Origin of the sequence: Sphaerimonospora mesophila, from assembly GCF_001417795.1 — a bacterium.
In the GTDB taxonomy this organism is placed as follows: domain Bacteria; phylum Actinomycetota; class Actinomycetes; order Streptosporangiales; family Streptosporangiaceae; genus Sphaerimonospora; species Sphaerimonospora mesophila.
Window position 1 is genome coordinate 522,216 of the sequence record NZ_BCBX01000032.1, and the last position, 24,402, is coordinate 546,617.

16 protein-coding genes and 2 pseudogenes are annotated in these 24,402 nt (G+C 67.2%); 10 read left to right on the plus strand and 8 right to left on the minus strand.

What is annotated here, in order from left to right; genetic code table 11:
- Positions 1–180: 180 nt before the first annotated feature.
- The 4 genes from AP234_RS10005 to dnaK form a co-directional block, all read right to left on the minus strand.
- Positions 181–495: a MerR family transcriptional regulator gene (locus tag AP234_RS10005; protein ID WP_055479276.1), complete on the minus strand. Its 315-nt coding sequence runs from the start codon at positions 493–495 to the stop codon at positions 181–183.
- Positions 496–599: 104 nt separating this feature from the next.
- Complete coding sequence (locus tag AP234_RS10010) at positions 600–1,040, minus strand: Hsp20/alpha crystallin family protein (protein WP_055479277.1); 441 nt, start codon at positions 1,038–1,040, stop codon at positions 600–602.
- A gap of 104 nt (positions 1,041–1,144) precedes the next feature.
- Complete coding sequence (gene grpE / locus AP234_RS10015; RefSeq protein ID WP_055479278.1) at positions 1,145–1,762, minus strand: nucleotide exchange factor GrpE; 618 nt, start codon at positions 1,760–1,762, stop codon at positions 1,145–1,147.
- The gene (dnaK, locus tag AP234_RS10020) at positions 1,759–3,636 is read right to left on the minus strand and encodes a molecular chaperone DnaK (RefSeq protein WP_055479279.1); all 1,878 of its coding nucleotides are present in this window, start codon (positions 3,634–3,636) and stop codon (positions 1,759–1,761) included. The genes grpE and dnaK overlap by 4 nt, the downstream gene beginning before the upstream one ends.
- 661 nt (positions 3,637–4,297) lie before the next feature.
- Here dnaK and AP234_RS10025 point away from each other — a divergent pair.
- Positions 4,298–4,690 carry a hypothetical protein gene (locus AP234_RS10025; RefSeq protein ID WP_055479280.1) on the plus strand — a complete coding sequence of 131 codons (393 nt, stop codon included), beginning with the start codon at positions 4,298–4,300 and terminating at the stop codon, positions 4,688–4,690.
- 248 nt (positions 4,691–4,938) lie between these two features.
- On the opposite strand, the gene AP234_RS10030 is transcribed toward AP234_RS10025, so the two are convergent.
- Positions 4,939–5,916 (minus strand): alpha/beta fold hydrolase, encoded by a 978-nt coding sequence (locus AP234_RS10030; RefSeq protein WP_063842836.1) that lies wholly within the window; start codon positions 5,914–5,916, stop codon positions 4,939–4,941.
- 551 nt (positions 5,917–6,467) lie between these two features.
- Positions 6,468–11,910, minus strand: a pseudogene (locus AP234_RS10035) (carboxyl transferase domain-containing protein).
- 1,034 nt (positions 11,911–12,944) lie between these two features.
- On the opposite strand from AP234_RS10035, the gene AP234_RS10040 reads away from it, so the two are divergent.
- The 9 genes from AP234_RS10040 to AP234_RS10085 all read left to right on the plus strand — a co-directional run bounded on the left by AP234_RS10040 (position 12,945) and on the right by AP234_RS10085 (position 21,877).
- Positions 12,945–13,595 carry a hypothetical protein gene (locus tag AP234_RS10040; protein WP_200926330.1) on the plus strand — a complete coding sequence of 217 codons (651 nt, stop codon included), beginning with the start codon at positions 12,945–12,947 and terminating at the stop codon, positions 13,593–13,595.
- A 912-nt stretch (positions 13,596–14,507) separates the two neighbouring features.
- Positions 14,508–14,870, plus strand: coding sequence for a hypothetical protein (locus AP234_RS10045; RefSeq protein WP_055479282.1), 363 nt, complete (start codon positions 14,508–14,510; stop codon positions 14,868–14,870).
- Positions 14,871–14,915: 45 nt separating this feature from the next.
- On the plus strand, positions 14,916–15,362 hold the full coding sequence (locus AP234_RS10050; RefSeq protein WP_055479283.1) for a hypothetical protein: 447 nt from the start codon (positions 14,916–14,918) through the stop codon (positions 15,360–15,362).
- Between the two features lie 32 nt (positions 15,363–15,394).
- A complete protein-coding gene (locus AP234_RS10055) occupies positions 15,395–15,706 on the plus strand; it encodes a hypothetical protein (protein WP_055479284.1) in 312 nt (103 codons plus the stop codon).
- 92 nt (positions 15,707–15,798) lie between these two features.
- Entirely contained in the window at positions 15,799–16,881 is a 1,083-nt protein-coding gene (locus AP234_RS10060) for a DUF4192 domain-containing protein (RefSeq protein WP_055479285.1), read from the plus strand.
- Positions 16,878–18,395: an ATP-binding protein gene (locus AP234_RS10065; RefSeq protein ID WP_055479286.1), complete on the plus strand. Its 1,518-nt coding sequence runs from the start codon at positions 16,878–16,880 to the stop codon at positions 18,393–18,395. The genes AP234_RS10060 and AP234_RS10065 overlap by 4 nt, the downstream gene beginning before the upstream one ends.
- Positions 18,396–18,984: 589 nt before the next feature.
- On the plus strand, positions 18,985–19,548 hold the full coding sequence (locus tag AP234_RS10075; protein ID WP_055479288.1) for a hypothetical protein: 564 nt from the start codon (positions 18,985–18,987) through the stop codon (positions 19,546–19,548).
- Positions 19,549–19,708: 160 nt separating this feature from the next.
- Positions 19,709–20,737: a DUF932 domain-containing protein gene (locus AP234_RS10080; RefSeq protein WP_055479289.1), complete on the plus strand. Its 1,029-nt coding sequence runs from the start codon at positions 19,709–19,711 to the stop codon at positions 20,735–20,737.
- Between the two features lie 657 nt (positions 20,738–21,394).
- Positions 21,395–21,877, plus strand: coding sequence for a hypothetical protein (locus AP234_RS10085; RefSeq protein WP_055479290.1), 483 nt, complete (start codon positions 21,395–21,397; stop codon positions 21,875–21,877).
- Between the two features lie 247 nt (positions 21,878–22,124).
- Here the strand turns inward: AP234_RS10085 and AP234_RS10090 are convergent.
- Positions 22,125–23,505 (minus strand): annotated as a pseudogene (locus AP234_RS10090) (IS1380 family transposase).
- Between the two features lie 159 nt (positions 23,506–23,664).
- Positions 23,665–24,279 carry a prepilin peptidase gene (locus AP234_RS10095; RefSeq protein ID WP_160330407.1) on the minus strand — a complete coding sequence of 205 codons (615 nt, stop codon included), beginning with the start codon at positions 24,277–24,279 and terminating at the stop codon, positions 23,665–23,667.
- Positions 24,280–24,402 lie beyond the last annotated feature (123 nt).

The following is a 24,402-nucleotide window of genomic DNA, read 5'->3' on the forward strand; positions in this document are numbered from 1 at the left end:
AAGCCTGGCCGATCTTTTCGCCGGGCCGTACCTGGTCGAGGTGGCCATGACGTTCTCGGAGGGAAAGTGTCACGCGGCCGTTGCCTGCTTACCGTTGTTTGGAGCACCGCGGGTACCGCCCGGGGCGGGGAATGCGTGCGATATACCGTACTTCGTCCGCAGAGGTGATCACTGGGGGGATCAGTGGCCCTGCTTGCCCAGGCGGTGGCGCATCTCGGCGAGTTCGGCGTTGAGCCGCTGGACCTCCTGCTCGAGCTGCAGGATGCGGCGGATCGCGTTCAGTGTCATTCCCTCGCTGGCGAGCGCGGTGACGTACTGCACCTGGCCGATGTCGTGGCGGGAGTAGCGTCGCTGCCCCCCGGGCGAGCGATGAGGGCGCACGACCTCGAACTCGTCCAGGCGCCGTAGGAACGCCTGCTGCACCTGGAGCATGGCGGCAACCTGGCCGACCGAGTACAGCGGTGCGTGCTCATCGTCGATAGGCAGGGGGAACATCGACACCTCTCCATCACGCCGGCGGGCCGGTGCCGACAAGGGCACCGGCCCACCCGTTCTTGGCCGGGACCCGCCTCAAAGGGGGATCCCCTTTGCCGGCATCGTCAGCGACTGATCGCCTTCGCGCCGGAGCCGCGTACTTCGATCTTGCGTGCCTTGGCCTTGTCCGTCACCGGGATGCGCAGGGTCAAGACGCCGTTGTCGTAGTCGGCCTGGATCCGTTCGCTGTCCAGATACTCCGACAGGTAGACGCGGCGCATGAACTGGCCCGTCACGCGTTCCCTGACGAACAGCCGGTCGTCGTCGGCGAGCTCCTCCTCACGGCGCGCGCCGACGCTCAGCACGCCGCGGTCGACGGTGACCTCGATGCTGGCCGGGTCGATGCCGGGCAGGTCGAACCGCAGGACCACCTCGTCGGCGCGGCGGATGCCGTCCATCGGCATCACCGCCTGGCCGCCCTCTGTCGCGCCGAAGACCGAACGGGTAAGCCGGTCGAACTGGCGCTCGAACTCCTGCACGAACGGGTCGATCGATGTGAGAAGCATGGCGTAACCTCCTCCATGATGTGATCCACCGTAGAAGAAAGCTCCTACTCCACTTATAAGTTACTTGGGCGTGGATTGCAAGACCGCTCGTGTCGCCGTAGGAGTCACCCATCGGTGGGTGGCTCTGTGACCGCCACCTGGGCCGGGCGCAGGAGGCAGCCCCCGACCTGGTAGCCGGGGGCCAAGATCTCGCTGCACGTCGTGCGGTCGACCTCGGGGGAGTATGCGTGGCAGAGCGCCTCATGGCGTGTGGGGTCGAACGGCTCGCCGACCTCGCCGAAGGAGCGCAGGCCCAAAGCGGCCAGCTCGGCCTCCAGCTCCTCGGCGACCTGCTGGAAGCCGCCGTGGACCTGGCCGAGTTCGCGGGCCCGGTCGACGGCGTCGAGGACGGGCAGCAGGGCGCGCAGCACGTTCGACACGGCGATCTCGCGGAGGGCCAGACGGTCACGCCGGACCCGCTTGCGGTAGTTGTCGTATTCGGCTTTGACCCGCTGCAGGTCCGCGGTGCGTTCGGCGAGTTCCGCCCGCAGCTGCGCTGCCTCATCGGCCGCGGGCGGCCGATCGGGCGCGCCCTGGGGCCCGGTGGATGTCCCGCTGTCCGGCGGCGGGGCGCCAGCCAGGATCTCGTTCTCCCCGGTCCCGGCAGGCAGCGGCGGCAGGCCGGTGCGCGACCGACCTTCGCCCCGGGAACCATCGCTTTGGGAATCGGACCGGCCGCTCATCGTGTGCCTCCCTGCCGCTTGTCCTCATCGACGATCTCGGCCTCCACGACCTCCTCTTCCTCGGCGGTTCCCCGCTGGTCACCGGCAGCCGCGCCGGCCGGGCTCGCACCGGACGCGGCGCCGGGTGCCTGGGCGTAGATCGCCTGACCCACCTTCTGCGCGGCCAGGGCGGCCTTGTCGGCGGCCTGACGGATGGCGGTGACGTCCTCGCTCTTCAGCTTCTCCTTGAGGTCGGCGAGTGCGGCTTCCACCTCGGACTTCACGTCCGCCGGCACCTTGTCGGGGTAGTCCCGCAGCATCTTTTCCGTCGTGAAGACGAGCGATTCGGCGTTGTTGCGGGTCTCGGCCGCCTCGCGCCTGCGGCGGTCCTCCTCAGCGTGCTGTTCGGCATCACGCACCATCCGGTCGATGTCCTCCTTGGCCAGGGCCGAGCCGCCGGTGATGGCGATCGACTGCTCCCTGCCGGTGCCGAGATCTTTCGCCGAGACGTGCATGATGCCGTTGGCGTCGATGTCGAAGGTGACCTCGATCTGCGGGATGCCGCGCGGGGCCGGGGGCAGGCCGGTCAGCTCGAACATGCCGAGCTTCTTGTTGTAGGCGGCGATCTCGCGTTCGCCCTGGTACACCTGGATGGTCACGGACGGCTGATTGTCCTCCGCGGTGGTGAACACCTCTGAGCGCTTGGTCGGGATCGTGGTGTTCCGCTCGATCAGCCGGGTCATGATGCCGCCCTTGGTCTCGATGCCGAGTGACAGCGGGGTGACGTCCAGCAGCAGGACGTCCTTGACCTCGCCCTTGAGTACCCCGGCCTGCAGCGCGGCACCGACCGCGACCACTTCATCGGGGTTGACGCCCTTGTGCGGCTCCTTGCCGCCGGTCAACTGCCGGACCAGGTCGGCCACGGCGGGCATCCGGGTCGAGCCGCCGACCAGGATCACATGGTCGATGTCGGAGACCTTGATCCCGGCATCCTTGACCGCCTGATGGAAAGGTCCCATGCAGCGGTCCAGCAGATCCTGGGTCAGCTGCTGGAACTGCACGCGGGTCAGCTTCTCGTCCAGGTGCAGCGGGCCCTCCGACGAGGCCGTGATGTAGGGCAGGTTGACCGTGGTCTCCGACGCGGACGACAGTTCGATCTTGGCCCGCTCAGTGGCCTCACGCAGCCGCTGCATCGCCATCTTGTCCTTCGACAGGTCCACCCCGTAGCCGTTCTTGAACTGAGTGACCAGGTGGTCGACGAGCCGCTGGTCCCAGTCGTCCCCGCCCAGGTGGGTGTCGCCGGCGGTGGCCTTCACCTCCACCACGCCCTCGCCGATCTCCAGCAGCGACACATCGAACGTCCCGCCGCCCAGGTCGAAGACCAAGATGGTCTGGTCGTTCTCCTTGTCCAGGCCGTACGCCAGAGCCGCGGCCGTCGGCTCGTTGATGATCCGCAGCACCTTCAACCCGGCGATCTCCCCCGCCTCCTTGGTCGCCGTGCGCTGGGCATCGTCGAAGTAAGCCGGCACCGTGATGACCGCATCGGTGACCTGCTCCCCGAGGTAGGCCTCGGCGTCGCGCTTCAGCTTCTGCAGCACCCGGGCGGAGATCTCCTGCGCGGTGTACCGCTTGCCATCCACGCTCCCCAGCTCCGGGAAGCGCCAGTTCACCTCGCCCATGTGGCGTTTGACCGACCGCGCGGTGCGCTCCACATTGGTCACCGCCTGCCGCTTGGCGACCTCGCCGACCAGCACCTCGCCGCTCTTGGCGAACGCCACCACCGAGGGGGTCGTCCGCGAGCCCTCGGTGTTGGTGACGACGGTCGGCTCGCCGCCTTCCAGCACGCACACGACCGAGTTCGTCGTGCCCAAGTCGATACCGACCGCTCGTGCCATCTCGGGCCTCCTTCCTATGGCGAGGGCCCACCTGCTCACAGCGGCACCGGCCGACGGGTACGCTCAGCCGCCGGCGCCACACCGGCACCGTGTCATGACCCCGCCGCAGGGCAGCACGGTGCGCGTCGCCCGGGCACCGCACTCACCTCCTGCATGACCCTCGTCAGCCAATGATCTGCAGGTATGCGCGGAACCTCCTCTTTGACTTGTATAAAATCTCTTAGGAGGCTTGTCAAGATGCCCGGATTGTGTTATCCGGCTGTTGAGTGCAGGTCATGAGAAGGAGCCCCTTCACATCGGAAGGAGCGTGATCGGCGATGCTGACGCGCGCTGAGTCTTTCCGCGAACGGAACCTACTCACCCCGGCCTCCTTCGCCCGCCCGGCCGTGATGATGGCGCCCCCGGCGCGCAGACAGCGTCATGGCCCAATTCGACCTGCCTGCCATCGGCGGCGGCCGCATCGATCTGACCGCCGACCAGACCTGGGCCAACACGATCGATACCGTCGCAGCGCCGAGCAGCCCACGCAGGTCACCGGTCAGCTATCGGCCATCAGGGCCTGAGAGGCGCCTGCCTTGAGGAATCGGTCGTCACTGCCTGGCTTGATCGAGGCCTTCCCGAACGACAAGACACGGGGGAAAAACACCACCGGAGGCACGACATGATCACTGAATTGGCCGTGGAGCGTGTCGCGTTCGCCTGCGGGCACTGCTGGCACCGGTGGAGCCTGGACTATGACGTTCAGCACTACCAGGATGAACACGGGGAGGACTGGGAGTACTTCTCCCGTGACGGAATCGGCGTGGCCTCCCCCTACACTCCCGACGGTGCACCACCCTGCCCGCACTGCGGCCGCCGCTGGCTGGGCCAGCTCTTGGCCCGCCGGCCGATACCCCTGCCACCCGGCATTGCGGAGGCACCGCGACGCAAAGTCACGGGCATGGCCGACGACCGGCCCGAACGGCACCACGCCCCGCTGCTCAGCGCCGCCGCTCACCAGCAACCTGAACACCCCGAGACCGCACCCGACCAGCCCGGCGACCGGCCGCCCTGATCGCCAAGCGGCGCAGCCGGGGGCCGCAAGGTCAGGTGTCCGCAGGCGGGCACGGCCACCAGTCATGCCCGCCGGCTTGATGCCAGATCGGGCACAACGGTCGGGTTGCCCGGCACGGCGTGGGCCACGCTCGTGATCGCCACGACGCGGCCATCCCGGCACCGGCACAAAGGCCAGCGCCGCCAGGACGCCGCCGAAGGAGCCCCGCTCGGCTCGCACCGACGTCGGCCGGGCCTCCAGGGGCAGCTCTACAGCGCACCGCCATCTGATCTGCGCAGTTGCCTGATCGGGCGGAACACGATCGGCGGAACCTTCGAGACAAGGTCAAGGACCCGCTTCGCCCGACGCGGGGCTGCCCGCGTCCGGTTCGCTGATGGCTGAACAGGATTCGGCAGCGGCGCGCCGCTGCCTCGCCCGTGCGACATGGCGGCGCTGCGGGTCACCGTCTCCGCATTGGTGGCCTGGAGGATGACGTGCGCGACCAGGTCCGGCCAGTCACGCATCGGGACATGCCCACATCCGGGCAGCCACAGCATGTGCGCTGCGGGGATCAGGGCGGTCACCCGCGCGGCCTGTCGAACGGAAAGAAGACGGTCTCGGGTACCCCAGGCGATGGTCACCGGGACGTCGGGGATGTCACCGGTAAACAGATCAGAGGCGCGACCGGCGCGGAGCGTGGCATCGAACCCCGCCGATTGGCGCAGCGTCCGCAGGCTCGCGGCCACAGCTTCGGGCACAAACAGCTCGGGACGCCCATACAGCGTGCCGACCACAGCCGCGCGGGCCAGGGAGGTCTGGGACAGCCGCGTTAGGATCGGCTCCGGCAGTCGCGCGATCTGCCGGGCTGCGGCCAGCACGGCGAAGACGTACCGGCGTTCGCGCTCGTCCCAGAATCCGGCAGGTGCGAGCGCGGTCACGCTGCGGACCAGACCGGTCTGGGCCAGCCGAAGCGCGATCAGCCCGCCCAAGGAGTGTCCGACCACGTGTGGCCGCTCGAGCCCCAGCTCGGTGAACACCGCACCGAAGCCGGCCACGACCGTGTGCAGATCACGAGGCCAGGTCGTCCGCAGGTCCGGAGACTGCCCGAACCCGGGCAGGTCCGCGATCACCTCACGGTCGGTGACCAGCAGTCTGGTCACCGGGTCCCATACCTGCCGATGTGACCCGATGCCGTGCAGCAGGACCACCGGCTCGCCCGTTCCGGACCGCTCATAGGCCACCGTCATCGGGGCGAGACCCGTTGGACACCCCTCTACGAACCCGGCCCGAACAGCAGACGGAATCCTCCCGTCACCGTCCTGCATGACCTGCGCGGACGGGGCCGACACTGCCGGCCTGCTCGCCCAGACACGGATCCGTGCTGCCATCGTCCCTACCCTGAGCACCACACCACCTCCCAGCCGAGGAGACAAAACCTCACCGCGGACAAAGGCATGACGTTCCCCATCATCGACCGATGGGACTCCCTCCTTTCTTCGTCTCGCTCATGGCTCGCCACCGCCTTTCTGGCCGATCCTTCGCATAACAACACACCCCGGGTGTCGGGCCATTGCCGCGGCTTGGCAGGCAGATCGCGCGGCGATTGCCGGCTCGCTCTAAACACAACGGGGAAGGCCCGACCACGTGCGGTTGGTCAAGCCCCAACTCGGTGAATGCCTCGCCGAACCCGGCCACCACCGTGAGTAGATCGCGAAGAAGGGATGACGGTAAATTAGGACAGCTCCCGAATCCGGTGCAGGTCCGTCGCGATCACCTCACGGTCGGCGACTGGATCCTCTTACTTCAGCCGGGCCTCGATCGCCTTGATGACCCTCGGCCGGAGTTCGGCGGCTCGGATCACCGCGTCGACCGAGCCGACTGCGACCGCACGCTCGATGTTGTGTACCCGGTCGAACTCTCCGGCCACCTCACCGAGTTTCTCCGCCCGGACCGCGGCGCGCAGTTCGTCCAGATCGGCACTCAATGTGGCCCGATCGACACCGGTAGTGGCCGCGATCCGGGCTTCAAGGTCCCGCACCCGCGGGTCAGCTGCGGTCCGGGCGGCGACCTCGCCGGAGAACACCACTGCCGCGGCGGGGGCGCCGCCGAGTACTGAGGCGAAGGAGCCCTCCAAGGCCAGCACGGTCATGTTCGGATTCAGCGCCTTGGAGAACACCACGAACGCACCGCCGTGGTACCGCGAGATCACACAGAACACGATCGGCCCACGGAAGTTCACGATCGCCCGGCCGATCTCCGCGCCGTACTCCAGTTGCAGCTTCCTCATCGACTCCGGCGAGCCGTCGAAGCCCGACAGGTTCGCCAGTACCACCAGGGGCCGGTTGCCGCTGGCCGCGTTGATCGCCCGCGCGGCCTTCTTCGAGGACTGTGGGAACAGCGTGCCTGCGGTATACGTATCCGGGCCGTCGGTGGGCGGGAATCCACGCCGCGGCACCGACCGGGACTCGATGCCCAACAGGCACACCGGGATGCCGCCGACGTGTGCGTCCTGCACTACTGCGGTGTCCGCGTCTGACATGCCCGCCCAGCGTTCCAGCACCGGGTGGTCCTGGTCGGACAGCGCCCGCATCACCGTCCGGATATCGAACGGTTTCTTGCGGTCCGGGTTGGCCTCGGCGGAGAAGATCTCGCCCACTCGGGTAAAGCCGCTGTCGGCCAGCACATGCGGGAAGTCTGAGATGTCCCGGTCGATGGGGTCGGTCGTCTTGGCCCGCCGCGGCGCATTCTCGCCGGGCGCGACGTAGGTGTGGTCGTAGTGCGACATCAGCACGTCCCGGGCGGCGGCCAGGTTCGGCGCCCAGTACTGCGCCTGCCCGTTCGGGCCCATCACCCGGTCGTAGCCGCCGATGCCGAAGTTGTCCTCGGCCGATACGCCGCCGGAGAAGTCGAGCGACTGCTTGCCGGTGAGTACCATCGCCGAGTCCGGCGTCATCACCAGGATGCCCTTGGTGTGCATGAGCATGGTCGCCTCGGCGTTCCAGTACGGCTGCGCGCCGACGTTGATGCCCGCGACCACGACGTTGATCTCGCCGCCGTCTTGGGTGAACTCGACGATCCGCTTGAGCGCGGCGGCCACCCAGTCCATGTTCTCCGTGCCTGACTCCATGGAGATCCGGGCGCCGGCGGACAGCGCGTACCACTCCAACGGCACCCGCAGCCGTTCGGCCAGGTCCAGCGCGGCGATCACTCGGCGGCATTCCGGTTCGGACAGCGCGCCGAGCGACTTCGTCGGGTCGCCGAGCAGCACGACCCTGGTGACGCCCTGCGGGTGTAGCGGGGTCGGCGTGGTGACCACGCCCGCGACGATCGCCGCGCTGTTGCGCCCCTTCGGCCGGTCAACCGGCACCAGCGCGTGGCCGTCGAGATCGTGCTCGACGAAGTCGCCGAGCAGCTTGGTCAACTCGTACGGGTACACGGTGTTGCGGCTGCTCGCGCGCAGCACCTTCTGCCGGTAGTCGTCGATCGGCTCGACTGGCTCGTCGGACGGCTCGCTGATGGTCAGCTCGCTGCCGCCGGTGGCGTCGAAGGAGATGCGCATGGCGGTCTTGGTGAGCTTGCCGGTCTCGCCGCGCTGCCGCCCGATGAACAAGATTTCCTCTAGCCCGGCGCCCGTGGTGGTCGGCAACACCGGCTTGGCGAGCACGTCCAGCTCCGCGCGAGTGATATCGCTGGGAGGCCAGACGTAGACCACGATGCGGTTGGTGGGGAACCGGGTCGCTGAGGGCCGCCGAGACTGGGCCCGGCGGATGGAGTCCAGGCAGGTGGCCAGGGCGTCCTCGGCGGTGGGCAAGGCGACCAGGCGGCCGTCGTGCTCCCGCAGTGCCACCAGGTCTCGGACCTGCGTGAACGCCACCAGACGGTCGTCGGCAGGGTTCTCCTTTGCGATGCAGCGGAACAGGTACACCTCCTCGTCGGAGGAGGGCAGGCGGGTGAGGTCGAACTTGCGCAGCCGCTCCATCTGCATCCGCTGGGCGATGTACGGGTGCAGGCCGCGGATCAGCCGCTCCTCCACCATTCCGGTAACCGAGGGGCGGAAGGTGAAGTGGTGGTGCATGACCGCGCCACCACGGCCGGCGACGGTCAGGGTGAGCCTGCGAACCTGCGGGGGCAGCGGGTGCACGCTGACCACCTTGCCCAGTTCGGCGGCCGCGTCGGCGGAGTCCTCCGGCTGGTTGTCCCAGGCCAGGTAGATGTCGGAGTCCAGGGCGTCCTCACCAGCCGCCAGTTCGGCCAGGCCGCGCAGAGCGTCGCCCAGGGCATGGAAGCCGACGGCGGTGGACACCACGGTGAAGTCGGTGCGCTCGGCGACCACGAAGGTGCAGCCGGCGTTCTTGCGGGTGTGGACGCCGACGAGGCGCTTGTTGCCGTAGTACCGCCGGGTCAGCACCTCCAGCATGATGGTGTTGTCCAGCTCCTTGTGGACGAGGCGCTGGCCGAGCAGCCGGACCAAGGGCTCGGTGGTCCGCACCAGCTCGGCGATCCGCTCGGCGCGGTCCGCGGCGTCTGGGTTCGCGTCCAAGTAGCGCAGCTGCTTTCGGACATCGGCGTAGACGCGGGCCCGGTTGCGGCGCAGCAGCGGCTGGCTGAGCCAGGCGAACACCACGCCACGCGCTAGGTTGGATACCACTGGGAAGCGCAGCTGGGTGGCGGCCACCAGGCGTTCCAGGGCCAGGCCGACGGGTTCGCGTAGCGTGGCGTCCGGCGGCGATTCGCGCAGCCAGGCCCGCAGCAGGGTAGTGATGACATCGGCGTCACTGGCCGCCCGCTGCTGGGCCAGAAAGAGCCGGAACACCGCAGCTTCCAGCTCTGGGGTGCGCTCCAAGTCATTGATGCCGTAGTGGCCGAGCGCCTTGGCCAGCTTGGCCTGAAATGTTTCCGGCAGCCCGGCGCGTTCCACCTCGAGACTCTGCAGGTAGGTGTGGAAGTACTCGCGAGCGCTGTGCACGTGGCTTTCGCCGCTGACCTCCTCAGCGGGTGGGCGGTTACGGCTCAGCTCGGCGAGGTCAGAGAACACGTTCAGCAGGCACAGTTCCGCCGTGAGGAAGCGGTGCCCATCCGCGGTGGCGGCCTGCCGCGCGGCGAGGTAGTCCTCTAGCACCCTGCCTTCGTCGTGCGGGTCCACGTCGAAACCAAGCAGCAGGCTGCGCAGATCCTCCAGGCCACGCTGGGCGCGGTCACGGGCCGGGATCTCCTTCGGTACGGCGGGGAGGTCCAGTTCCACCTGCTCGGCGGTCTCGGCATCCTCGGCCTCGTCCTCGGCCAGGGGCTCCAGCCGCAGCAGCGGAGACCCACTCTCTATCTGGCTACCCACGGTGACCAGACATTCCTTGAGCCGGGCCTTGAACGGCGCACGCAGCACCGTCTCCATCTTCATGCTCTCCAGCACCAGCACTGGTGCCCCGGCCTCCACCTCGGCCCCGGCCTCCACCAAAGTGGCGATGACCAGCGCCGGGGCGGGGGAGCGGACCACGCCGCCTTCATCTCGGCTGACCCGGTGGGCGACGCCGTCCACCTCCACCAGGTGCATGGCACCGTGGGTGCCGGTGAGCAGCCGGTACCGGGCTCCGTTGACCACGATCTGCCCGGTGTGCCGGTCGATCCGGTTCAGTTCGACATCGGCCGTACGGACGCCCTCCCCCGACTCAAAGCCGACGCGAAACCGGTGCGCGCCGACCCGGGCGACCCACACCCGGTAGCCGACGCCACGCAGCTTGAGTTCCAGCTGACGGCCACGCTCATGCTGCACCTGCGGGCGACCGCCGAAGGCCGTGGACAGCAGCCGCTGCTGTTCAACGCGTTCTTCTTCCTCGTACGCCGCGATGGCGGCGGCGGCCAAGGCAACGGCGGAATGCCGGTGAGACACGAGCCGTCCCGCGCCGCGAACCCGGTCGATCCAGCCGGTGTCAGCGCTTGCATCGATGACTTCGGGCTGGCCGAGGAGGTCGAGCACGAAACTCTTGTTGGTCGCGCCACCGTCGATGATCACCATGAGCCCGGCGCAACCGGCCCAGAGCCTCGGTACGGTCCCGGCCATGGGCGATGATCTTCGCGATCATCGAGTCGAAGTCGGCGGGGATGGTGTCGCCTTCACCCACCCCGGTGTCCACCCGGATGCCGGGTCCGGCCGGCAACTCCAGCCGCGCGATGCGGCCTGGGGCGGGCGCGAAGTCCCGGTCGGGATCCTCGGCGTTGAGCCGGGCCTCGATGGCATGCCCACGCTCCACCGGCGGCTCCCCCAACAGCCGGTTCCCGGACGCCACCCATAGCTGGGCTTTGACCAGGTCGAACCCCGCGGTGCACTCGGTGACCGGGTGCTCGACCTGCAGCCGCGTGTTGACTTCCAGGAAAGAGAACAGCTGTTCGCCAGGGTGGTACAGGAACTCGACAGTGGCGGCACCGCAGTAGCCGACCGCGATGGCCAGCCGCTCGGCAGAGGCTTTGAGCTCGGCGCTCTGCGCGGCGCCGAGCACCGGAGAGGCCGACTCTTCGATGATCTTCTGATTGCGCCGCTGCACCGAACAGTCCCGGACACCCAGCGCCCACGCCGTTCCCTGGCCATCGGCGATCACCTGCACCTCAACGTGGCGGGCGCCGGTGACCAGGCGCTCCAGGAACACGACGCCACTGCCGAACGCCCGCGCGGCCTCCTGGCCGGTGCGCTCGTAGGCGTCGACCAACTCACCCTCACTGGTGATCACACGGATACCCCGCCCACCGCCACCCGCCGTGGCCTTCAGCATCAGCGGGTAGCCGATCTCAGCCGCAGCAGCCAAAGCAGCGTCCAGAGACTCCACCGCTCCGCGACTCCACGGCGCGACGGGCACCCCGGCCTTCTCCGCGATCAGCTTCGCACCGATCTTGTCACCGAGTTCGCGCATGGCCTCGGCACTGGGGCCGATGAAAGTAACCCCAACCTCCTGACACAGTTCCGCGAACGCCGGGTCTTCAGCGACGAAACCCCAACCGACCCAGGCAGCGTCCGCACCGGTCTTCACCAGAGCACCCTTAAGCACCTTTAGGTCGAGGTACGGGCGGGCCGACGCGGAACCCAGGCTGTAGGCGATGTCAGCCTCAGGCACGAACATGGCAGTGCGGTCGACATCGGTGTACAGGGCGACGGTCTCGATCCGTGCCCCGGTCTCTGCGGCGATGTCCCGTACGGCGTGAATGAGCCGCATAGCGGCCTCACCGCGGTTGACGATGGCAATACGACTGAACACCCGACCGAACCCCTCTCTCCAAGGTGCAAATTGATGGCGGCGAACCAGGCGGTTCGTCTTTGCGGTGAAGTGGTGACTGGTCTGACTGTAGTGGACTGTGATCTACTCTGAGGGTAGCGACTACACCGAGGTTGGTAATCGGCTGACTTTCTTGCGGCGTCGGATCGGCTATGCGATTGCATGTTCGATCGTCACAGTAGTGCTTAATAAGCCGCGCCTATCTCGGATTCGAAGGCGTGAATTGTTCCGGTCGAGACAGTGATCAGCTCTCGATCAGGGCTGGACTCATTATCAATGATGCCGCAGCGAGAATTCGGGCCTTGGTAGTCAGAGGGGGACGCCCGGGCGCTGACGTTACCGCGATAGTTTCGATCATGGGATGCGGTGGGGTGAGCTCAGAGAGTGGCCAGTCGTATGGCCAATGCTTGGCCAGTGGTTCGCCACTTATGACTGGTCATGATCGTAGCAGTATCGCCGCTGGTCAACGGTTTGTGCTGCGGCCTCTCGCCGGCCCGACTCTATAGGGAAACTCCCTAGGGAACCTCCCTGATCGAAGGGCTGCGAGAGAGGCGTGCTCGCGATTTTCAATGACTCCAGATTATTGAATTTCATTCGGTGTTACTTCTCTGGCTTATTTCGTTTCCTAGCCCGCCGGCTTGAAGGTGAGCCACTGTCCATTTTGCCTCTTTTGTTTGGCTCTTGTTCACGCCTCTTGCTCCTTTCTCTATGGCTCATCCTCGCCTCTTGGCCAGGGAAAACATCGTAAAGGCGTGCGGGATGTTGTTGTGTTGGTCTCTGTTCTGCGGTTCAATTGAATTGCGAAAGAGAAACGGTGCCGCTCATTCGCGGCCCTGAAGATCGGAGATCGAAAGATGTCGAATGGAGCTCCCGGTAAGTGCGTCCCCTCCAACGTTCCGGGCGAGAAGCTCACGCCGGAAGACATGGCGCGAGTGACGCCGAACGATTGGGCGGAGATTCAGAGGCTCGCACGCGGCTACTGCCGGACGGTCGACGCCACGAGGTCACGGAAGCGCATGGACGGAAGCGCGACCATCGTCAAGGAAGGGCACGCTCCGTACGGCACGGATGACGTGTCAGACGACGTCACGCAAGACGCCGTTCTTCTGTTCGCGCAGCGTCTGCGGGACATCATCGCGTCGTGTGAGAGGGCACCCGAAAGCACGGTCGACATGCCCGCGTGGATCTACGTTCGGCGGGACGGTGGCGAGATGACCATTACGCGGACCACGTTGCAGCGGTGGGCGGTCAGGGATGCCGCCGCGCGTAACGGCTACAGGATCGATGTTCCGGCGGATCAGATCGACGCCACACCCGGGGCTCAGCTCATGCGCGGCGTTCCGCGCGCGGAGACGGTCACGGGGGCCGCTGTGGCGTTCTGCGTCGCCCAGAACAGCGCGGCCATCTTCCGTCAGGCGTTCGGCGACGGTCGCGACTTTCCGATCATTTCCGACGTCATGGAAACGGCGTCTCAGGCTGATGATCTGGGGCGCGCGGGGATCCTGAGCGCCATTGCTCAGGCGCGCTACGGCGGCACGTACGGCTCTCGCCGGAACGTGATCAGGGTGCGTGACGCCGGTCGGGCGGAGTGGCGGGAACTGTCGGAGCGTCTTGACGACGTCAGGAGCACGATAGCTCACGTCGGCACCCACAGTACAGAGGACTGACAAAAGCTTACGAAAGGGCTCTAGGAAGCGTTCTAGGGCCCTTTCTCGTGCCCGCAAGAATGCGCCATCACTCCACCTGAGACGAAAAAGAATCTTGATAGGGGCGGACGTTTGGACCGCTACGATCCCCGTATTTAGATGAGAGCGGAATCCGCCGGTGCGCGTCTGACGCGTCCGACGTGATGCCCGCTCTCACATGCCGTTCAGAAGCGCTAGTTGCTGCGCTTTAGGAACGGTTACGGTGGCCGGAGCGGCGACCGTCGGCGCGACACGGCAACGCTGAAAAGCGTTTCCATCTGCGGACGGTCGGGCGGTTCCGGTCACCGTATTTAAGTGAGAGCGAAAATCGCCGGTACGCGTGTCACGCGTATCGGCGAGATGCCCGCTCTGACGTGCTGTTCTGCGGCGCATGTTGCTGCATCGCGGAACGGCTAGGGGGCTGGAACGGTCGACTGTCCGAATGTCGCGCGGTGACGTTGAAAAATGTTGCCGCGTGCGGACGGTCGGGTCGTTCGGGTCCCCGTATTTAAGTGAGAGCGGAATCCGCCGGTACGCGTCTCACCCGTACCGCGTGATACCCGCTCTCACACGCTGTTCTACGATGTGAATTATCACACCGCAGAACGGCGACCGGTGGCCGGAACGGGCAAACCGTCGAAGTGCGGCGCGCGCGGCAATGCTGCGGAAATTGTTGCCGCGTGCGGACGGTCGGGCCGTTCCGGCCACCGTATTTAAATGAGAGCAATTCGCGCCGGTGCGAGCGTCGGTTAAACCACGCTTCGCCGAACGCGCGGAACGTTGCTGTCGTGATTCCCGCGCATCCGTACGGACGTAGGCCGCCCGAACGGGCACCCGTACGAAAGGGAAAGTGATCCTGTGGAGGTGAATGCTGCCGGCCCGCCCGGTTGGACTGTGGGAGATCTGACGGTCTCCAGCGGTGGCCGGGTGATGCGGGTGATCGCGTTGGGCGAGGTTCGCCCGGATGCCGCGACTCTGGTGTGCGCAGCCGATCCCGGCGGTGCACGTGAGTATGTGGCGACGCTGGCGCTCACGCCGATGCCCACGGGCGCCGAGGTGATCACTTGTCTCGGCTGCCTGGCCAGCACCCATCTGTGGATCGACGCCACGCACACCAACCGGACCTCCGGGGCGCGCGTGCGGCTGATCCGCTGCTCACGCTGCTTCATCTCGGCCCTGGATTTCCAGGACTGCGAGATCCACGCGGTCAGCTCGACCGTACGACCGCATCATCTGGCCCGCCGTCGCCCCTGGTGACGGCCGCCATTCCATTCCATCTTTCCGAGTCTCTTTGGAGTCGCCATGGCGATGACGCATGCCCCGACGCATGCCCTGACCCTGCCGCCCGGGTGGATCATCAGCTCCCGGCTGGTGCCCGCGTGGCAGATCGACGCCGATCACCTGCTGGAGCTGGAGGCCGCGGGGCGGACCGATGAGGGCCGGATCCGCTGGCGGTACCGGCTGTCGCGGCGCCGCCGTACGATCTTCACCGCCTCCGACGTCTGCTCGGGCGTCGGCGCGGTCCTCACGCCCGATGAGCTGATCAACGCCGCACGGACGGTCCTGCGCTTCCTGACCGTGCAACCGGGTGACACCGACGCCGACTATTTCGACTCCTACACGGCGGCTCAGCGGGAGTGGAGCGAACAGTACGCCGAGGAACTGTCGATCTACGCCATGGATGACTGGTGCGGCTACTGCGGGGGCGACCACGCCTCGCCCGGGTGTCCGTCCCGTGACGCGGCTTGATAGCGGCTCCGCGCCCCCACTTTTGAAAGGAGGTGATCATCACCATGGGGCGCTGGTTCGGTCTGTGGTACGGCGGCAGCGGGTACGGCCCGCCGGAACTGGGTGATCTGGAGGAGTTCTCCTGTCTGGCCGAGGCCCGGAGCAAGCTGCTCGACCGCTACCGGCACGGCTATTGGCAGCGTTCGCGGTTCGCGTTCACCGACCGTGAAGCCGCCGAGGTGCTCACCCCGTGCGTGGGGGAGGACTGCGAGATCACCATGTACGGCTCTCGCGACGGGCTGGACTACCCCGATCGGCGGATCTTCCTGGGACCGCGCGGCGGCGTCCGCATCGAGCACTGCTGACCCGTACTTCCTTTACAGCTTTTCGTTCTGTTCTTGTTCGTTCGCCCCCGGCCATTGGCCGCCGGGGGCTTTCTCATGTCTGGAGGACATCCATGACCGCTCGCCTGGATCACACCGTGCGGCTGAGCCGCCCGGCGGACTTCATCGCGATCGTGCCCTACATGCTGGGATTCCATCCGGAGCGCAGCATCGTCGCCATGGCCTTCGAACCCGGCCACGACCCAGACTCTGGGGCGCGGGGGTTGCGCGTCAGCGTGCGGGTCGACCTGCCGGAGGATTCAGAAGACAGCCCGGAGATGGCCCGGCACTTCGCCGAGTTGCTCACCCGCCACGACATCGGGCGCGTGCTGCTGATCGGGTACGGGCCCGGATGGCACGTCACCCCGGCAATGGACGCCGTATGCGGCAAACTCTCCGACGCCGGCATCGAGGTGATCGACGCCCTACGGGTCGAGGGCGGCCGTTACTGGTCGTACTCCTGCCGCGATCCCGAATGCTGCCCCCCGCACGGCACCACCTACGACGCCACCGGCAACCCGGCCGCCGCTGCGGCGGTGTTCGCCGGATACGTCGCCCGGCCCGACCGCGCGGCGCTGGTCGCCACGCTCGCCCCCGTCGGCGGACCAGACCGCGAGCAGATGACAGCCGCCACGCGTGCCGTATGCACGCAAGTCCGTGCCACGCTCGCCCGTGACGGGGGCCAGGGCTGGTATCAGGAGGGGCTCACGCAGGTCGGCGCCGCACTCGACAAGGTCAAAGCTGGGCAGGACCTACCCCCGGACATGGTCGCCTGGCTCGGCGTGCTGCTGACCTCGATCATCGTCCGGGACGGAGCGATGACCTTCATCGGCCGATACGACAACGACACGCACATCAGGCTGTGGACCGAACTGACCTGCCGGGTGGAGCCGGAGTTCGCCGCCGCCCCCGCCGCCTTGCTGGCGTTCATCGCCCTGCGTACCGGTGACGGACCGCTGGCGCGCGTCGCGGTCGAGCGCTCCCTGTCCGCCGACGGCGACTATCGGCTCGCCCGGCTGGTCCAGCTCGCCCTGAACCATGGGCTGCCACCGGAGGTGACCTCCGGGATCGATCACGCCGGGATGGCTGAGGAGATCAGCGCCCAGGCGGCGCAGTACCCGGCGGGGACGCGGCCGGTGCTGCCGGAGGGGTGGTGACCGAGGGGATGACGACGGGGTACGCGTCCACCCGGTCGGCGGTGCTGGTCGGCCTCGATGCCCGCGTGGTGGACATCGAGGCCGACGCCGTACCCGGCGGAGCGGAGTTGCACCTGGTTGGCCTGCCCGAACTGTCGGTCTGGCCGGCCCGTGCGCGGATCCGCTCGGCGATCTTCAACAGCGGAACGGCGTGGCCGGACGCCAAGGTCACCGTCAGCATCAGCCCGGCGATCCCGCCGGTCTACGACGCGGCGGCCGATCTCGCGCTGGCCCTGGCCACCCTGGCCGCCTCCGGAGTGATCCCGCCCAAGCGGATCGCCGGACGGGTGTTCCTCGGGGAACTGGCGCTGGACGGCGGGATCTGCCCCATAAGGGGCGTCCTGCCCGCCGTCCGCGCCGCCGTACAGGCCGGGATCACCACGGTGGTGGTGCCCGCCGGCTGCGCGCCGGAAGCGGCACAGGTACCCGGCGCCGTGGTGATCCCCGTGACGAGGCTGGCCGAGGTGATCGAACGGCTGCGCAAGGGGACGTTGGACGGCTACCGCTACCGGCCGCCCGAACCCCCGGCACCCCCCGGGCAATCCTCAGGGGTGGATCTGGCCGATGTTCCCGGCAACGAGGCCGCCCGCCGCGCGCTGGAGGTATGCGCGGCGGGCGGGCACCACCTGTTCCTGATCGGGGACGGCCCGGCCTCGATGCTCGCCGAACGCCTGCCGGGCATCCTGCCGCCGCTGGAGGTGGAGGCTGCCCGGGAGGTCGCCGAGATCTACTCACTGGCCGGACGATCCGACCGGGCACCGGGGGCAAGGGTGCCGATCTGTTCGCCGCACCACACGTCCACACCTGCGGCGATCTTCGGCAGCGTCGCCGGAAACCGCCCGGGCGCGGTCTCGCTCGCCCACCGCGGAGTGCTCCACCTGGCCGACGCACCCGAGTTCGCCCGCCCGACCCTGGACGGGCTGAGCCGGCCCATGGACACCGGACAGGTCCGCATTACCGGACTCGGCCGCACCGTCCGCTATCCGGCACGGTTCACGCTCGTACTCGACGCCCGCCGCTGCCCATGTCCGGAAGGGCAGGCGTGCACGTGCAGACCGGTGGACAGACGCCGCTACCTGGGGCGTCTGGCCCTGCTCCTGCCACGTGTCGCCGTATGCGCCCCGATCGAGTGGGGGGACCGTGGGGCGCAGGCGGGTGAGCCGAGCGCGGCGGTAGCCGCCCGAGTAGTCGCGGCCCGGGTACGGGCGGCCCACCGGCTGGCCGAAACGCCCTGGCGGACCAACGCCGAGGTTCCCGCGCTGGAGCTGCGCACCAGCTTCGCCGCCGAGCCGGAGGCCGTCGAACTGCTGCGGTCCGCTGTGAATACCGGGCTGCTGACGGTCGAGGGGCTTCCCCGGCTACTGCGGGTGGCCTGGACGCTGGCGGACCTGCGCGGAGCCAACCGGCCCGGCGTCGACGACGCGGCGGGCGCGCTGGAGCTGTGGAAGAGGGCCGACAACGTTGAAGGTCGGTGACCGCGTCCTGGTCCGGCCCTCCTTCCACATCCCGATACGGCCCTGGTGGTCAGAGAGCTACGAGTCCCCGTTCTTCTACCCAGGGACGGTCACCGAGGTCGACGAGCAGCATAGCCGCGCCCGTGTGGAACTGGACGACTCGCTGTATCCCACACCGTGGGAGAGCCGTGTTCAGCTTTTCCATGTCAGCGCCATCCATAAATATGGCTGCCGCTGTCAGGAATGCGCTACACCCGGCCGCGACATCTATCGGTTCCGGGCCGAACAGGAACGGCTCCGCAACGAAGAGTAACCATAAACAAGTCGCTGGCACATAACGGTTCGGTGGGTGCTGTGTAGGAGGGTGCAGCACCCATCGATCCTGACGCCAGGCGTGCCACCGTTCGAGCTGTCCGCGCTGCTCAGCATACTTGTTGATCTCGGAGGTGTGGACGTTCGAGCCGTCCTGCCTCCCGTATTTAGGTGTGAGTAATCAGCGACCGGAAAGCGCGGTTCCGGTTTCCGATTCGGCAATTCGCGACGCTTCCTCTCGGGCGAGATCGGCCCGCTCCCATACTTGCCAACCAACAAATGCGAAAGGAGACCTGCCTTGAATGAATGGGAGGTCGATGAGCTGGTGTTCGAGGTCGCCGAACACCTTGAAGGCTTTACCCCGCTGGTGCGGCCCGGTCATCCCGCCTACCTGATGGGACCGGCCGGCGTCCGGCTCGTCGTGCATCCGATCTGGAACCAGAACGGGCGCATCAGGGTGCTCGGCATCTACCCCGACGGAAGCCGGGGCCTGCTCCTCAACCTGCGACGGCACGAGATCACGGTGACGGCCGTCCGCGGGGCCAAATTCATCGCCAAAAGGATCGAGCGCCGTCTCCTGCCCGACTACCGGAAAGACCTGGCCGCGTGCTGTGAACGGCTGGCCGCCAGGGCGACCGAGAACGGCACCCGCGTCGAGTTCGCCGAAACCCTGATGACCCTGCTGCCGGACGCGACACTCACTGAGAAGGAACGCGAAACGGTCATCCGCTGGCGGCTCGGCAACACCATCGGCACGTTCACCGTGCACGGCGACACCACCACCAGCACCATCGAGATCCGCGACGCCGACCGCGAACTCACCGAACGCATGGCCTACGCCGTACAGCACCGCGCCACCTGACCGGCACCCGAACACCGGCAGCGCACCCGAACCCCCCAGGCAGCGGAGGCCGGAACGGATCCGGCCATGTCCCGCCCCTGCACGCGACACCCAAGTAACACACCGAAGGCACCGGCCCGTGGCCGGTGCCTTTCCCATTTCCGCCGAAACGGAGAAGAACATGTCCAAGGAGACCCTGGAGTGGCTCAACGCCAACACCCTGATCGGCTTCACCGACAAGCGCGGCACCGCCTGGCACTACCGCGCCAGCATGCAAGAGGAAGAAACCAACCACTACCCCGGCCCGATCCCCGTCGACGACGTCAAGCGCCGCCTGTTCGACTGGGAGGCATTGTCCAGCCCGGTCTACGTGGAGGACCCGCGCGGCGGGCTCGCCCAGGTACCCGGCAGGCAGGCGATCCTGCGTAGCGACAACGGCCACGTCATGGGCATCTTCTCCGACGGATACGAGCCGCATCCCTACGTCGAATGGCTGATCAACACCATCTCCCGGCTCCTGGACTCAGACCTGTCGATCGGCTCCGCCGGGCTGCTGAAGAACGGGGCGGTGGCGTGGGTGTCGGTAGAGGTTCCCGAGAACGTGGTCACGCCCGAGGGCGTGGAGTTCCGCCCCCACCTGTTCGGCGCGACCTCCTTCGACGGATCATTGGCCACCACGTTTAAACGGGCAGTGACCAGCATCGTGTGCGACAACACGATGGCCGCCGGCCTCGCCGAACGCGGACAGCAGCTCAAGATCAAGCACTCACGGCACTCGCGGCTGCGGCTCGCCGAAGCCCGCGACGCATTGAACATCGTGTACACGCTGGCCGATGAGTTCTCAATGGCCGTACGCGAACTGTGCCAGGTCGAGGTCACCCGGCGGGAGTGGAACAAGTTCCTGGACGCCCACGTCCCGATGCCCGACGAGCGAGGCCGCAGCCGCACCATGGCCGAACACAAGCGCGACACCCTGACCAAGCTCTGGAACCACGATCACCGGGTAGCACCGTGGAGCGGCACAGCCTGGGGCGTCGTCCAAGCGGTGAACACCTTTACGCATCACGAGCAGAACGTACGCGGCGCCGAGCGAGCCGAACGCAACATGCTTCGCGCCGTCACCGGCGGCATCGACGACCTCGACCAAGGCACCCTGCTCACCCTGTCCAAGGTCGTCGACCGCCCACTCACCGCTGCTGCGGCATCGTGACCTTGAACGTTGAAACCGTACGGCTCCCGCCGCCCCGGCTGCCGGGGGCCGTATGGTGAGCGGGACTGGAGCCGTAGCGGACTCCCGGACGACCCGGACAATGTGCAGGAGGTTCGGGAACCAGCCCGAGGGGTGCTGTCCGCGCGGGGGTGCTGATGCGCCGCCTCCAGGCTGGCGCAGACGACGGTGGCGGTGTCGGCGACGTCGGGGGGAGGACGGCCTCGGACACCCGCTTCGCGCACGGTGGCCGCGTCGTCCGTTTCGGCGGCGACGGCGGGATAGCGGCCAGGCAGCCTCAGCCATCACGAGCTTCATGAGGCTCGCAAGGTCCGCCGCCATACCGGAGTTGGAGTTCCTGCCGGAGGTGCGTTCTTACTGGCAGAAAGGCTATGGGGCGTCATGGCTGGAGGCGTGCGCGTGCTTGTCGCATCTCGGGATCACTGTTCCACCTGAAAGATCACGTGAGTTATGTCGCCCACTCGCTTGATCACCCTAACTGCTTCCAACAAGGGGTGGTCGCGCCCGATGTTCGTGCTGGTCGATCTAGCGGTGGACCGCGACCTCATCGCATTAGTGTTCAGTTCAGTACTGGCACCATGTCAGCTAGCTATCGGCTCCGACTGCGAGCGATAGGGCAGTCTTGCGAGAGAAGGTCGGATGAACGAGGAGACGGCGAATCTGCTCTTCGACGTGATCGAACGGCTGGAGAAGAGCATTCTCGCTCGTGACTGCCCCGCGATCGTCATGCTGGAAGGGGAGCGCCGCCTCGTGCTCAGTGACTACGACTACCTGCGCGATCGAGAGACAGCCGCCGCGTTCGAACACAGGGTCGCCACGAAGGCACTGGAGGTCCGTGCAGCTCGATGGGTTTTGGCGGTGCCACAGGTCTGGATCTTCAAGCCGCCGAGCACCATAGCCACTCGCGCTGTCTCCAACCATCCTCTACGTGAAGGCGAGCAGGAGGCCATCACATGGATGAGCTTCGACCGGGATGACGGTGTCGACTACGGCCGCGTGGCCTATGCACGCCGCCCCAGCGGCGAACCGGTCTTCGAAGAGCCGGAGATGTTCGAGGTCGGCATACGGCCCAGGGAGAGCATGCCCGGGTTTACCCTGCTGAAGGAACTCCTCAACGAGTAGCGGGGCCGATCCCCCGAGAGGGAACGGCCCCTGACCGGTTCCACTCTTTGCGAAAGAGAAATGAGATCGGTCGCATCTAGCCTAGCCTCGATCTTTCGTGATCTTCGCGTGGTCGGCTGAGTGGTTCGGCTGGTGGTTGATTTCTCGGTGGTAGTCAGCCCGTTGGCCCGGCTGTCGCGCCGGGGTGGGCGGGGTTCCACGGGCCCGAGGGTGTCCTTTCCATCTCGTAGGGGCGGCTTTTCGCTGGTCAGGTCGGTGTCGGGAGCGCCTGCAGCTGGGTGATGGCGGCCATGAGCTGGTCGGACCAGGGCCAGCGCGCGGCCAGGCGCAGCCGTAGTCGGCGTCCACCGCGGACCAGCCGGGCGGCGACGGCGAACAGGCGCAGCCGAAGGCGTTTGGGCTCATACCGACGAGCAGGGGTGCCGTGCAGGGCGAGCATCTGCATCCACGCCAATAGTTCGCAGGCCAGCGCCACGAGCTCGCACCAGATCTGGTTCTGGGTGAACTCATGCAGCGGCAGGTTGCGCAGGCCGGTGTCCTTGGCGGCCCGGATGCGGTCTTCGCAGCGGGCGCGGCGGCGGTGCCGCAGCTCCAGATCGGCGAGCTGCCCGCGCCGGGTGTTGGTGACGAAGCAGGTGAAGCGGTGCCCGTCGATGTCGGTGAAGCGCAGCTGCGCTCCCGGGTGCGGGCGCTCTTTGCGGACGATGACCCGCATCCCCTTCGGCCAGGAGGAAAGGTCGAGCATGCCGGTGAGTTCGGCGACCCAGGCGCCCGCTCTGACCTGGCCGTCTGCGTCGTAGGTGGGCGTCCACGCATCAGGGGGCAGGGTCAGGATGGCGTGCTGGATATCGTCGGTGAGGGTGAATCCGATGGAGTAGGCGAGCCGCCGGCCGGGTGTGGTGAGCCAGGACAGGAACTCGTGGGTGCCACCGCCGGAGTCGGTGCGGATCAGCACCTGACGGCGGCGGTGTTTGGGTAGCTGGGCCAGGGCGATCCGGGTGGCGTCGATGTGGTCTGCGGCGGTGTTGGATCCGGCGTTGCCTGGCCGCAGCACGAGGGCGAGGGGCTCGCCGGCACCGTCGGCGCCGTGGTCGGCGAAGACGGTCATCGGATGGAAGCCGAAGGTCTTCTTCCAGGTCGGTGCGGCCTGTTGTTTGTCGGAGTGGGCGATGACGATGGTGGCGTCGATATCGAGGGGGATCGGCTCGCTGTCGGTGCCGGGCGCATGCTGTCCGGCCAGGGTCCAGGCTCGCTGACGGGCGGTGGCACGAGCGGCGCGGATGGCCGGCCTTCAACGCCCGGGTTGGGTCGGCGGCCAGCCGGTCGATCAGCCGGGAGACGGTCGGGTCGGAGGCCACCGGGCCGAACAGTTCCGGCTGGGAGCGCAGTATCGCGATGTCGGCCAGGCAGTCCCCGCCGAGGGCGAGGCTGATGGCCAGATCCGCGATGACCTTGCCCGGATCGTGGACGGCACGTGCCGGGCGCCACCGCTCCAGCTGCGTGGAGAGTGATCGGTCCAGGCCGGTGACTCGCAGTGTCTCCAGCAGGAGCAGTCCGCCTGCTTGGGAGATGAGCCCCGTTCCGTCGGCAGAGGCGACGATCTTGCGTTGGGAAGCGATAGCCTGCACGTGAAAGGTGCCTTCTGAACTGGTGCGGACAGGACTCTCGACAAGCCCATCCTCCCAGCTCGGAGGCACTTTTCTCATGTAAACGATCAACCTCGGAGAAATTCACCGCGAAAGCCCGAGGCTAGTCCCCTGCGCCAGCGATGGAGAGTATTCGGCGCTCTACGCCGTGAGGATGCCTAAGAGGCATCCGGCGAACATGAACGGTCCGTACGGCATGAGCGTGGAGCCGGTGCCCTTGCCCCTGGTCAGCAGGGCTACCGCGTACAGGGCTGCCAGTACGAGGCCGGCGCCGATGCCGAGGATCCAGGCGTTTGCGCCCAGGGTGCCGAGGACGCCGCCGACCAAGCCGGATGCCTTGACGTCTCCGGCCCCGAGGGCGGTGTTGATCCGGTGGAAGCTCAAGTAGAGGAGGAATGCGGCGAGCGCGCCGAGGAGCATCCCGACGAGGAAGCGCCCCTCCTTGCTGGTTATCGCGCCGATGGCCACGAGTGCCGGGAGGATGACGTACGAGGGCAGTGTGAGCGCGTCGGGCAGTCGTCGCGTTCGTAGGTCGATCATGCTGAGCGCGACTCCGGTGCCGGCCGCGTAGAGGTACGCCGGGAGGAGGGGATCAAGTCCGATCTTCCAGCCGAGAAGCCCGAACACCGCCGCAGTAGTGATTTCCGTTGCGTACGGCAGGCCCGGCTGCGGGCAGAAGCGAGTAGCAATGATCAGGACGGTTCGCCCGGTGAGGAGTCCGATGGCGGCGGTCCCCAGGGCAACGCCGATCGTCAACGCAATGTCCCCCATGCAACAGGTGCTCGGATGAACCACTGCCGCCTACTCAGCGAGAGGAAAGCATAGCTATGCGAGAGGAAAGCATAGCTATGTGTGATCTCCAGTGGCCGGAGGTTTCGC